Source organism: Desulfobacula sp., assembly GCF_021107415.1.
In genome coordinates this window covers 1-11671 of the sequence record NZ_JAIOSW010000198.1, presented here as the reverse complement: position 1 = coordinate 11671, position 11671 = coordinate 1, and the positions used below count along the sequence as shown (strand labels likewise).

Annotated in this window: 13 protein-coding genes; 4 read left to right on the top strand and 9 right to left on the bottom strand. The window is 38.9% G+C overall.

Going from position 1 to position 11671, the window contains the following annotated elements:
* Nucleotides 1-743: FAD-dependent oxidoreductase (locus K8S13_RS10650; protein ID WP_291462424.1), on the bottom strand; the 743-nt coding region annotated here is incomplete at its 3' end.
* A 131-nt stretch (nucleotides 744-874) separates the two neighbouring features.
* On the opposite strand from K8S13_RS10650, the gene K8S13_RS10645 reads away from it, so the two are divergent.
* Both K8S13_RS10645 and K8S13_RS10640 read left to right on the top strand, forming a co-directional pair.
* Entirely contained in the window at nucleotides 875-1159 is a 285-nt protein-coding gene (locus K8S13_RS10645) for a hypothetical protein (RefSeq protein ID WP_291462423.1), read from the top strand.
* On the top strand, nucleotides 1108-1776 hold the full coding sequence (locus K8S13_RS10640; RefSeq protein ID WP_291462425.1) for a TIGR01212 family radical SAM protein: 669 nt from the start codon (nucleotides 1108-1110) through the stop codon (nucleotides 1774-1776). Before K8S13_RS10645 ends, K8S13_RS10640 begins: the two co-directional genes overlap by 52 nt.
* A gap of 16 nt (nucleotides 1777-1792) precedes the next feature.
* Here the strand turns inward: K8S13_RS10640 and K8S13_RS10635 are convergent, their stop codons facing one another.
* The 4 genes from K8S13_RS10635 to K8S13_RS10620 all read right to left on the bottom strand — a co-directional run bounded on the left by K8S13_RS10635 (nucleotide 1793) and on the right by K8S13_RS10620 (nucleotide 5974).
* A complete protein-coding gene (locus K8S13_RS10635; RefSeq protein ID WP_291462422.1) occupies nucleotides 1793-2200 on the bottom strand; it encodes a hypothetical protein in 408 nt (135 codons plus the stop codon).
* A gap of 52 nt (nucleotides 2201-2252) precedes the next feature.
* Nucleotides 2253-4352, bottom strand: coding sequence for an HD domain-containing phosphohydrolase (locus K8S13_RS10630; protein WP_291462421.1), 2100 nt, complete (start codon nucleotides 4350-4352; stop codon nucleotides 2253-2255).
* A 15-nt stretch (nucleotides 4353-4367) separates the two neighbouring features.
* Nucleotides 4368-4835 (bottom strand): prepilin-type N-terminal cleavage/methylation domain-containing protein, encoded by a 468-nt coding sequence (locus K8S13_RS10625; RefSeq protein WP_291462420.1) that lies wholly within the window; start codon nucleotides 4833-4835, stop codon nucleotides 4368-4370.
* Nucleotides 4836-4924: 89 nt separating this feature from the next.
* On the bottom strand, nucleotides 4925-5974 hold the full coding sequence (locus tag K8S13_RS10620) for an FAD:protein FMN transferase (RefSeq protein ID WP_291462419.1): 1050 nt from the start codon (nucleotides 5972-5974) through the stop codon (nucleotides 4925-4927).
* Between the two features lie 133 nt (nucleotides 5975-6107).
* Here K8S13_RS10620 and K8S13_RS10615 point away from each other — a divergent pair, with 133 nt between their 5' ends.
* Nucleotides 6108-6329 (top strand): RNA-binding S4 domain-containing protein, encoded by a 222-nt coding sequence (locus K8S13_RS10615; protein WP_291462418.1) that lies wholly within the window; start codon nucleotides 6108-6110, stop codon nucleotides 6327-6329.
* A gap of 1 nt (nucleotide 6330) precedes the next feature.
* Here the strand turns inward: K8S13_RS10615 and K8S13_RS10610 are convergent, their stop codons facing one another.
* Nucleotides 6331-7134: an RNA methyltransferase gene (locus K8S13_RS10610; RefSeq protein WP_291462417.1), complete on the bottom strand. Its 804-nt coding sequence runs from the start codon at nucleotides 7132-7134 to the stop codon at nucleotides 6331-6333.
* 169 nt (nucleotides 7135-7303) lie between these two features.
* Here K8S13_RS10610 and K8S13_RS10605 point away from each other — a divergent pair, with 169 nt between their 5' ends.
* Nucleotides 7304-8185 carry a hypothetical protein gene (locus tag K8S13_RS10605; RefSeq protein ID WP_291462416.1) on the top strand — a complete coding sequence of 294 codons (882 nt, stop codon included), beginning with the start codon at nucleotides 7304-7306 and terminating at the stop codon, nucleotides 8183-8185.
* A 118-nt stretch (nucleotides 8186-8303) separates the two neighbouring features.
* Here K8S13_RS10605 and K8S13_RS10600 read toward each other — a convergent pair whose 3' ends face one another.
* From K8S13_RS10600 to K8S13_RS10590, 3 genes are all read right to left on the bottom strand, one after another.
* Complete coding sequence (locus K8S13_RS10600) at nucleotides 8304-8810, bottom strand: ferritin (protein WP_291462415.1); 507 nt, start codon at nucleotides 8808-8810, stop codon at nucleotides 8304-8306.
* A 32-nt stretch (nucleotides 8811-8842) separates the two neighbouring features.
* Nucleotides 8843-9679, bottom strand: coding sequence for a class I SAM-dependent methyltransferase (locus K8S13_RS10595; protein ID WP_291462414.1), 837 nt, complete (start codon nucleotides 9677-9679; stop codon nucleotides 8843-8845).
* 82 nt (nucleotides 9680-9761) lie between these two features.
* A partial coding sequence (locus K8S13_RS10590) for an acetoacetate--CoA ligase (RefSeq protein WP_291462413.1) occupies nucleotides 9762-11671 on the bottom strand: 1910 nt, incomplete at its 5' end.

Below are 11671 nucleotides of genomic sequence, written 5' to 3'. Positions count from 1 at the left end.
TTTGTATTGCCCATAAAACTTGGCAGCATGGGGTTGGTAATATTCGTTGTTGAAAAAGAGAACGGTTTTGGATGACTTTCTGAATTATGGATATTAAATTTGGAAAAATCAATGGTATCGGCATGGAGCCGAGGCGATGTACCGGTCTTCATTCTTCCAATGGTAAACCCAAGCGTTGCAAGATTCTGTGCAAGGCCTATGGATGCAAATTCTCCTGCCCTGCCCGCCTCTATTTTTGAGGCCCCGATGTGAACCATTCCTTTTAAAAAAGTTCCCGTTGCAATGACAATGGTTTTTGTTAAGTACTCAAAACCTGTCTGATCAATAAGGCCTGTCACGGTGTTGTTCTCCAGCACGAGTTCCTGGGCCATGGCCTGTTTTACATCAAGGTTGTCTGTTTTTTCAATGACCGCTTTCATATTTTTTGAATACAGGGCTTTATCATTCTGCGTTCTTGTTGAATGAACAGCAGGGCCTTTGCGTGTATTTAATGTCCTGTATTGAATGGCTGAAGAATCCGTGATTTTTGCCATTTGTCCGCCAAGGGCATCAATTTCCTTAACCAGCTGTCCTTTTGCCATGCCGCCTATTGAAGGGCTGCAGGGCATGGAGGCTATTTTATCCATGTCAATGGTTAAAAGAAGCGTATTACACCCCATGCGCGCAGAGGCAAGGGCAGCTTCGCATCCGGCATGACCGGCACCGATAACAATGACATCATATGTTTTGAAGTTTAAATTCATAACCTGATAATATATAATTACTTGATGCTTTGGTCAATTGATTTTTGATTGCTGTTAATGGTAAATAACCAGAAGGGAATTTAAAACAGGATATTTTAAAGAAAAGACTTTACTTTAGCGGGATGTGTTGAATGGATAAAACAAAACGGTATTCAGATTATAATACCTATTTAAGGCAATTGTTTGGCCAGAGGGTACAAAAAATTTCTATTGATGCAGGGCTGTCATGTCCCAACAGGGACGGGTTGCTTTCCCGAAAAGGGTGTATTTATTGCAATTCAAAGGGGTCTGGTTCCGGTATGTTTGCCAGGGGAGTTTCCATAAAAGAGCAGATTAAAAGCGGTAATATAAGGCTAAAAAATTTCTGGCCTATTTTCAATCTTTTACAAACACCTACACCACTTGCGAACATATGAAACAAATGTTTGATGAAGCACTTTCTTGTGATGGTATGGTGGGAATGGCCATTGGAACACGACCGGATTGTATTGATGCACAAAAGCTTGATTTAATAGAGTCTTATACAAAAAATTATCTGGTCTGGCTTGAGTATGGCCTCCAATCTGTCCATGATGCAACGCTTAAGATAATTAACAGGGGCCATGGGTTTAAAGAGTTTTCCAAAGCTGTGCGGTTAACCCGGGGCAGAGGGATAAATATTTGCACCCATGTGATTCTCGGGCTTCCCGGGGAAGATAAAAAGATGATGCGTGAAACTGCAAAAATATTGGCAGGCAGTGGTATTAACGGGATAAAAATCCATCTTCTCTATGTCATCAAGGGAACCGTTCTGGACAAAATGTGGAAAAACGGGGATTATATCCCCATGGAACAGGATGAATATGTAAATATGGTTTGTGATTTTCTGGAATTGCTGCCAAAAGAGATTATTATCCAGCGAATCACAGGAGATCCACACTCGGATGAGCTGAGAGTTCCCATGTGGGCGGCCCGATACAGGGAAACTTTTAACATGATTCAACATACTTTTGAAAAAAGAGACTCTTTTCAAGGCATAAGGTATAAGGGATAGAAGTTTTCAAGTTAATTTATTCTTCAACTTTATGCCAGACAATTTTTTCCTTATGTTTTAACGTTATTGAAGCACTCTTTGTACCAGCGTTATAAAATATGACTATTTCAAAAAGAGTTTCTTCCATGTCCTGACAAAACAAGGTCCATTCGGTGATTGCTACTTGATCCCCTTTTTTTATGCTATCAATAAAAAATGTATTGGATTGATTCCCTCCGGTTCCAAAGATGATTTCTCCTTCATTGATCTCAATGTATCTGTCTTTGTATCGGGGTTCCTGCGTAACCCATGTTCCAATAAGAATAGAAGGGAATGGATCAGAACTTTTTTGTTTACAACCTGCAATACAAAAGGTGATGAGAATAAAACAGACCATTGCAAGGATTGCTTTCTTAATTAAGCGTAATGGTTTTTTCTTTTTCATCTCTTTTCCTATTTAATAATAAATCAAAATCAAATGATCTATGCATAAATTATTAAATTGCAGCTAAAAATGCATTCACAACCTTTGGATCAAAATGTTTGCCTGACTCCTCGGTTATCATTTTAATGGCTTTTTCTTCAACCCAGCCATCTCGATAGGGCCTATCTGATACCACTGCATCATAGACATCTGCCACTGCGAGAATTCTTGCTCCTAAAGCGATGTCCTCACCCGACAGACCATAGGGATACCCTTTACCGTTAAATTTTTCATGATGTTGCGATACCATGGGCAATACATCCTCATAGGCACTGATGGGCTCTAAAATTCGTAACCCTATCAAGGGGTGATCTTTAATTTTATTGAATTCTTCATCATTTAATTTGCCTGGTTTATCAAGTATTGCAAGAGGAACTCCTATTTTTCCGATGTCATGCAGATAAGCTGCTCTCCGCAACACCTCGAGTTCTTCTGTTGTAAATCCCATCACTTTAGCTATTTTTAATGACAGATCTGTTACCCTTTCAGAGTGACCTGCAGTCCAGGCGGATTTTGCGTCTACGGCCCGTGCCAATGCTTCTAAAGTTCCTATGTTCAGTTTTTCCAGGTCTTCAACCAGGGATGAATTGGAAAGGGCAACCATCATTTGATCCGCCATTTGATGGGCATGTTTTAAATCATTATCAGAAAATGATTTTTCTTTTGAATAACCCAGTGCGATGGTTCCTTTTAAAACACCATCAAAAAATAAAGGCAGAACTAAGAATAAATGTCCGGTTCGATTGTCGGCTTTAGACAGAAACCCAGGTTTGTTTTTTTTTGTATGAACAATCAAATGTTTTGAATTAAGAGATAATATCTCTTTGTCTTCAGGGGTAATACGAAAGAACTCTTCAAAGGGTTTACGCACCTTGATATCGGTTGATATATAGGCATGGAAAGTATTTGGCTGCTTTTCAACAGCAAGATTTACACTGATGGAATCGCACGAAAAAAAGATAAACATTCTTTTCAGAACGGTATAGATAATTTTTTTTGTATCCAGGGAAGATAATATTGCCCTGTCAATATCCGCTCGGGTTGATAAGGCAACAAAATGTTGATCAAGCTGCTCTGACATTGAGTTAAAAGAATCAGCAAGGTCTTCAAACTCGTCATGGCTTGTAACGATCACTCGATTTTTAAAATCCTGTTTAGCGACCCTTCGAGTTCCTTCTTTAAGTTTTTCAAGAGGCACAAGGCTTTTGCGGATATGAATAATACTTAAAAGCAATACAATCCAAAGAGACAAAAGCAGTACAAGAGGAAAGGTCTTTTTAAAGTTTGAAAGGGGAACAAGCGCATCAGAACTATTGCTTCTTAAAATAACATTTAGACTTGGTGCATCAAATCTTGATTTTAAAAACATGGGCCAATAACTTGCAAAATAGGTATTTTCCCCATCTTTATACTTAAAAGCCAGAGGGGTTGTGCCATCAATTTTTACAGTGACTTGATGCAGCAGGTCATCGGTTGGAGGAAAGGAAGTGATGAGAACTTTTCTAACCTGGTCCACGATACAAAGGTCGGTTTTACGCGGTAAGATATTGTCATGTCCTATACCCCATAAATATGAAATATTGATCTCTCCCACCAGGACTTTAATGCCGGTATTATCGGGGATGGTTTTTATCAGCATATATACTTTAGCAGGTGTCCTGTTTTGAGAGGTCTTAAAAACAAGGGTTGTTTTATCATCACCAATGGTCAAAGCTTTATCAATAAAATCATTAGGAAGGTCTTTAAAACGGCCGTACAGCAGATTTAATTCTTTAGATGTTTTTATTAAAGCTAAACCCTCAAATCGCTGTAGTATTTTTTTATTAAAATCATCTGTTGAATATATTTCCGGAAGATATTTGTTGTCTTTAAAATCCCCTGAGGCAATCATCTGCATATTTGTTTCAAGAAATAAAAATCTTTCATAGATCGACATGCCGTGTGCTTTTACTGAGGTTTTAAGACGGTTAAGACTAAGACTTTTAAGCTGTTTTGAAACCTGGGTATAAGATAAAAAAGACAGGACTATAACAGGGAGCATTGCGCACAAAATAAATAAAAAGAAAATTCTTTGCGCGACCTTGCTTCGAAAAAATGAACCACCAATCTTCATATTCTTAAACCTCCTCTAATTATAACCGGCAACAGATCCTACATATTGGCCGTTATTCGCTCGAACGATATCATCCCTGCTGGCCTTAGCCGTAAAAGGAGAGCGGCTTTTGCCATCCTGTCCTTTACTATAGAGATCAAAATCAGTATTAACCGGAACCATAAAATGATCTTTACGCAGTTTTCCCTTTGGGGTACCTGCAACAGGCAGATATTCATAAGGATTATTCCAGGGATCTCTCAGGTTTCCCAATCCAATTTCATCAAGATTATCAGGAAGCGTGTTGTGCTCCATTTGATAAGCGAACAATTCTTTTTCGATTAATCTGATTTCTGATATGACTCGAAGCATTTTTGTTCTTTCTATGTAATTTATATAAGAGGGAACGGCTAGGCCGGCCAAAGTTCCAATGATAGCGATAACAATCATCAATTCGATAAGAGTGAAACCAAAATTTTTATATAATTTCAGACTCTTGAACATTTTCATCTCTTTTATGATTTACATGTCACATACACTTCACTAAATATAGTATATCGGTTTACATAGATTGTCATATAGAACATTTTGTGTCAATCATAAGATGACATTTCAAAGTCACCAAAGTTTTTTGATACATGATTGATAAATTGTTGATCTTTTTTTTGGATAATCAGGCATTCTGTATTTTCAAGACGGTTAACAAGTTTGATTGCCTTTTGCACATCCATGACCATCAGGGCTGTGGCAAGGCCGTCAGCAAAGGTACAGTCTTTTGAAATGACAGATGCGCTGACGATTTGATTGTCAATTGGAAACCCTGTTTTAGGGTCAATGATATGGGAGAAGACTTTTTTATTTATTTCAAAAAAATTTCTGTAATTCCCGCTGGTGGCAAGGGCCTGGTTATTCAGGCGGACAATTTTATATAAGCTCTGGTTTGCAAATTGCTTATCAGGGCTGCTGATCCCCACTGACCAGTACTTTCCTTTTTTATTTTTGCCGGAAGCATAGAGTTCTCCGCCTATTTCCACAAGAACATCATGAATGCCCGAGGAGGTAAAAAGTTTTGCAATGGCATCCACTCCATATCCCTTTGCAATGGAACCCAGGTCAAGGGTGATGTCTGCATTTTTATAAATTATCTGCTGTTTTTTGATAATGATGTGATTAAATCCGGTTTTTAATAATGCCAGGGTTATTTTATCGGGTTTGGGAATTTGGTTTATTCTTTTTTTTGTTCCAAATCCCCAAAGATCAACCAGGGGTTTCACTGTTCCATCCCAGGAACCATCGGTCAGCCGGTATAATTTTTTAGCCGTTAATAAAATTGTATAAAAATCAGAAGAGATATGTACAGGGTTTGAAATTTTTTGGCGGTTAAAAACAGAGAGTTCACTTTCAGGGTCGTACATGGAAAGTTTTTTATTCACTGCTTTTAAACGGATATCCACCCTGGCTTTCCACAATGCCGGGGACTCTTTTTTGCGTGAGATAAATTTGATGGTATAAAAAGTGCCCATGGTCTTGCCTGAAATGGTGTGCTGCCTGTGGAAATTAGAGGCAAGTCCTGTTGCCCCTGTTGAGTGAAAAATGAGAAAAGAGAATAATAAATAAAAAATTATGATTTTAAAAAAGTTCATTTATTTAATGTCCATTTTTATTTTATGTATTATTATAAATATTTTGCCTGTAATGCAAGATTGTTGTTGCCAAATGCCAAATGCCAAATGCCAAATGCCAGATATGAGATATGAGATATGAGGAATAAAAATAATGGAAAAAAGAATTGTTAAGATTAAAAAGGCGCCTGTTGAACTTTATAAAATTTTAAAGTTTGAAAATCTTGCTTCAAGCGGCGGGGAAGCAAAATTTATGATCGTTGACGGCTTTGTAAAAGTGAACAAGAGTATTGAAACACGAAAACGAAAAAAAATATATCCGGGTGATACAATCGAAACAGGCGGCTTTGTTCTTGAAATACAATTGCAGGAATAACTTATTTGTCACACAATGATCTTGCAATGTGAAAACAGATGACAGAAACGGCGTTGGCAACATTAATGGAATTTTTTTTGCCAAACATTGGAATATGAATAAACTTGTCACATGTTTCCATGACATGTGATGAAATTCCATATTCTTCATTTCCGAATACAACAATGGTTTTCTTTTTCCATGAAATGTCATAAAAAGGCCGGGCACCTTCAATGGTCTCAACACCAATGATCTGAAATCCTTTTTCCTTTTTTTCAAGCAAGGTCTGGGCAAGATCGGCGGCCTTTTCCTGTTCAACCCATTTATGAGCCCCCATGGCGGTTTTTCGGACACCCGGATGTTCTTTCCCTAAAGTGTTCCCGAGAATTATGGACTTAAACCCGGCAGCTTCACAGGTCCTGAAAATTGAACCGACATTGAAAAGACTCCTTAGTCCATCTAAGGCCACGTGGCAATGAAAATCAATTTGATGACAAGAAAAGGATAAATCATTTGTTTGAATTTTTTCAAGCAAGTCATAGTCACGGAAAGTGTTGCCTGTGGCAGATCGATAAAAGTGAATTTGATCGGAAATTGTTTCAATCCATAATCTGGTATTATTGGATTCAGGTTGAATAAAAGGATTCATTCCTGTCCAATTAAGGATTTCGTTATATTGATGTGTAAAGAGTTCTAAAGAGGCCTGATTGACACGATTGGTGGTTAATTTTTGATAAAATTTGGATAACCAGATGATAATATGCTTGTTTTGGGTTTCATGGCAGAGTGACAGCAGCTTTTTTTTTGTAAATCCAAACGTATCCATTCATGATCTCCAAATTAAACTTAAGGAACCGGCTCTACATTAGTTAATGATTTTTGAATATACACAATATTTTATAAAATATGGCATTTTTTTAAATGTTTCCTTTCTTCCTGCCGATAAGAACCTTAACTAAGAATTATAATATGGGCAGATTTTAAGGAGAAGCAAGATGAGCAGCATACCAAACCAGTCTTTAATGGCAGGACTATCACCCCGGCAAAATACCTTGCCGGATGCTCAATTTTTAAGTTATATAAGAAAACAGTCATTTAGCGCCTATGAAAGCCTTGATGCCGGATTGACCATAAAAACAAAAGAGGGTGATCTTGTCACATTGACATCCCATTCCTATGCTGAAGTTGATGCATTTATGTATGATAGCAAAGGTGTTTTGCAAACAGATTCGGGAAAGGCTGTGGTCACTCAAAACATTAGAGAAATCACTTTAACATCAGGAGAAAGTTTTACCTTCTCGGTTGTTGGGGATTTAAGTGAAGAAGAGCTTGGGGATATAGAAGCCATTGTGAAAGGCATTGATGAAATTATTTCACAAATGGCTGCAGGAGATATGAATGGTGCTGTTGCAAAAGCTATTTCCATGGGGGGCTATGATAGTGTTTCCATGTATGCTGCAGATATTACCTATCAAAGATCATATGCAATGGCATCCGAGACCCGGGCTGAAACTGTAAAAACCGTGCCTGAAACCGAGGTGTTGCCAAAAGAAGAGAGTAACGCTATTCCTTCCGTAACAGAGCCTTTTCCTGAAAATCACAAACCACGCAGAAAGAGCAAGAATACCATAAACAATATTGATAAATTTGTTGATAAAATGACAAAAAATTTGGAAAAATTTGAAGAAAAACTGGTTGATAAAGCCCAGAAACCCATTGATAAACTTTTTAGACACCACCTTGAAGATGCAAAGAAAAGCAAAGGTGAAGAGATGTCAACCTATAATGCCATTGATAATGCAAGAAAGCAGATCGAGAAATTGATTGATCAAATGACAGGAAAAATTTTTAAAGATAATTTTTCAGCTTTTTTTTAGGTAGAGAATATTAACCCAGGTCCATCAAAACAAATTACAGGTACCTATTAAAAAACCCCGGACTGATACCATTTTATGGATATCAGCCCGGGGTTTAGTTTGGAAAAATAGAAGTGTCTTATTTTGAGGGTGGAGTAAATGTTCGCTGGGCAAGTTCGTTATTCAGCATGAGAAGGCCATGCCCTGCACCGCCAATCAGTTTCAATTTGTTCACAATGGTCTCCATGGATGCTTCTTCCTCCACCTGTTCATCCACAAACCAGTTCAGATGGTTTCTGGTAGCATGATCATTTTCTTTAATTGCAAGATCCATCAGATCATTGATGAGGCTTGAAACCAGCTTTTCATGTTCATAGGCCAGCTCAAAGACTTCCAGGGCAGATTCAAATTTTGTTTTAGGTGCTTCAATCGCTTGTAAAAGTACCCGTCCGCCTCTTTCATTTAAATAATTATACAGTTTCATGGCATGAAATCTTTCTTCTTCCACCTGGATAAGAAAAAAGTTTTCAAACCCGCTTAAGCCCGTTGAATTAAAATATGATGCCATGGAAAGGTAATAATATTCTGAAAATAATTCACGGTTTATCTGGTAATTGATTGCATCCTGCAGTTTTTGTGAAATCATTATATTCCCTCCTTAATATTAAAAATTAATGTTTACTTATCATAGCTTTTTTTAAAAATGGCTTCAACAAGACAAATGGAATGATTCGTAAAATTTGAATACATGTTTTTGCCAAAAAATTTTGCATTTTTGCCAAAAATGATACCGAGACCCAGAGCGTTGGGTCGGGGAGGTCTTTTTTGGGAAATTGCATTAAATTTTTCCCACCCTGTGCATGCACTATAGGTTTGGTCTGAAAAGAATTCTATGTCAAACCCATGTTTTTTAAAAATGTGGGACATGACATCCCAGGATTCAAGAAATGATATGGAAGACTTGTCTGCCCAGGGAACGGGAAGAAGAAGGGGATCGTTTTCACCCTTTGCTATTTCATGTAATATCAGCTTTCCATTGGGTTTTAATACCCTGAAAAATTCTTTGACTGCTGCTGGTTTGTCTTCAATATTCATTAAAATATGCTGGCATAAAACAGCGTCAAATGTATTGTCTTCAAATGGCAGTTCAAGAACGGAATCCTGTTGGAATGAAACAAGATTTTCAAGTCTGGTACATTGGGTCAAAAAGGTAGCCGCTTCAATAAATTTTTCTGCCAGATCAACACCGATAACTTTGCAGTTAAATTGTTTGGCAAGAAGCCTTGAAGATCCCCCAATACCACATCCGGCATCAAGGACCCGTGCATCAGGGGGGATGGTTAATTTTTTGAACAGCTCAATGCTGGACCGTGCTCCGCCGGTGTGGATCTGATCAATGGGGGAAAGATCTTTCAATTCAAGGTTTGAAAGGTTTTTACCTGCTTTGATTAATGCGGTTTTTATATTTTGAGTCAGATTGTCTGAATTATAGTGATTTTTTATTTCTGATTCCATATTGGGGATGTGGGTTATGAGTTATGAGTAGTAAGGAATAGACTATCAGTTTAGCTTTCCTTACTACTCACCACCCATTATTTTATGGTTTAAGTTCCTTAAGATTGCCAAAGAAATCAAGGGATTCAGGATTTTTTAATGCATCCTTGTTTTTCACTTCTTTTCCCTCGATCATCTTTTTAACAGCCAGCTCAACCTTTTTCATGTTGAGTGTATAGGGGACATCCGGGCATTCAATGACTTTTGCCGGGACATGCCTTGGAGAGGCATTGACCCTGATATCCGCCTTGATTTTATTTTGGAGTTCATCGTTAAGTTCAAATCCCTGGGCCATTTTAACAAAGAGTATGACCCTGACGTCATTGTTCCAGGATTGTCCCACAATAACAGAGTCTTCAAGCTCTTCCATGGCATCCAGCCGGCGGTAGATTTCAGCCGTACCGATTCTTACACCACCCGGGTTGAGTGTGGCATCGGATCGGCCGTACATGATCACACCACCGTGTTCAGTGACCATGATAAAGTCGCCATGGGTCCAGATTCCCGGATACTCGTCAAAATAGGCAGAATGGTATTTTGAGCCGTCTTCATCCCCCCAGAAAAAGATGGGCATGGACGGGAAGGGAGCGGTACAGACAAGTTCGGCCTGTTCTCCCACTATGGGTTTGCCATTTTCATCATAGGCATAAACCTTCATGCCAAGGCCTCGGCACTGGAGTTCTCCAATATACACAGGGCCGATGGGGTTGCCCAGGGCAAAACAGCCGTTAAGGTCTGATCCGCCGGATATGGAAGCAAGCTGGAGGTCCTCTTTTACTTCATTGTATATAAATTCAAAGTTTTCATCTGATAGGGGTGATCCGGTTGAAAGGACCGATTTTAAGGCAGACAGGTCAAATTGTTTCTTAGGTTTAACTCCGGCAGTTTTTAATGCTTCAATATATCCTGCACTGGTGCCGAAAATAGTAATTTTTTCATCCTGGGCCATTTTCCATAAAGCCTCAGGGCCGGGATGGAAGGGATTGCCGTCAAAAAGAACAAGGGTGGCACCCACACTTAACGAGCAGGTCAGCCAGTTCCACATCATCCAGCCGCAGGTGGTAAAATAGAAAATGTTGTCTTCTTCTTTAAGATCCGTATGAAGTACCAGCTCTTTTTTCTGGTGTAAAAGAACGCCGCCAACACTCTGTACCATACATTTGGGCAGTCCTGTGGTCCCGGAAGAGTACATGATATAGAGAGGATCATCAAAATCCATCTGCTCGAATTCGATCAGGGTGGCATCAGGATTTTTAAAATCCTTAAACAGAACGGCATTGGGCAAGGCACTGATATCGGGTTCCTCTGATACGTAGGGGATCACGACAATTTTTTCAATGGAAGGAATTTCTTTAACAATGCCGGCGATTCTTTTAATGCTGTCCAGGGGTTTGCCTTTGAAAAAGTATCCGTCAGCCGTAAACAATACTTTTGGCCGGGTTTGGCCAAACCTGTCCAGAACCCCTTTGATCCCAAAGTCCGGTGAGCACGAAGACCAGATGGCGCCAAGACTTGTGGCGGCCAGCATGGCAATGATACTTTCGGGCATATTGGGGACAAATCCAACCACCCGGTCACCCTTTTCTATGCCAAGTGCTTTTAAAGAGGCAGCTGTTTTTGCTACTTCGTCATAGAGTTGGTTATAGGTCAGGGTTTTTCTAATGGAATCTTCCCCCCTGAAAATTAAAGCCAGGTTGTCATTTTTAAATTGTAAAAGGTTTTCAGCAAAATTAAGTTTGGAATTGACAAAGAATTTTGCACCGGGCATTTTATCTGGATCATCAATTGCCTTTTCATAGGGTTGGGAGGCCTTGATATCAAGAAAATCCCAGGCGGTTGCCCAGAAATCCTCAAGATTATCCACAGACCATTCCCACAAAGATGCATATTCTTTAAAATCTTTATTAAATTTTTCATTCACAAGGTTCATGAAACGATACATGTTGGTACTTT

Bases quoted from the DNA above. Each gene is read 5' to 3' on its own strand.
- K8S13_RS10630 (WP_291462421.1), bottom strand. From the start codon at position 4,352: ATGAAGATTGGTGGTTCATTTTTTCGAAGCAAGGTCGCGCAAAGAATT.
- K8S13_RS10600 (WP_291462415.1), bottom strand. From the start codon at position 8,810: ATGATTTCACAAAAACTGCAGGATGCAATCAATTACCAGATAAACCGT.
- K8S13_RS10635 (WP_291462422.1), bottom strand. From the start codon at position 2,200: ATGAAAAAGAAAAAACCATTACGCTTAATTAAGAAAGCAATCCTTGCA.
- K8S13_RS10595 (WP_291462414.1), bottom strand. From the start codon at position 9,679: ATGGAATCAGAAATAAAAAATCACTATAATTCAGACAATCTGACTCAA.
- K8S13_RS10625 (WP_291462420.1), bottom strand. From the start codon at position 4,835: ATGTTCAAGAGTCTGAAATTATATAAAAATTTTGGTTTCACTCTTATC.
- K8S13_RS10615 (WP_291462418.1), top strand. From the start codon at position 6,108: ATGGAAAAAAGAATTGTTAAGATTAAAAAGGCGCCTGTTGAACTTTAT.
- K8S13_RS10610 (WP_291462417.1), bottom strand. From the start codon at position 7,134: ATGGATACGTTTGGATTTACAAAAAAAAAGCTGCTGTCACTCTGCCAT.
- K8S13_RS10605 (WP_291462416.1), top strand. From the start codon at position 7,304: ATGAGCAGCATACCAAACCAGTCTTTAATGGCAGGACTATCACCCCGG.
- K8S13_RS10645 (WP_291462423.1), top strand. From the start codon at position 875: ATGGATAAAACAAAACGGTATTCAGATTATAATACCTATTTAAGGCAA.
- K8S13_RS10620 (WP_291462419.1), bottom strand. From the start codon at position 5,974: ATGAACTTTTTTAAAATCATAATTTTTTATTTATTATTCTCTTTTCTC.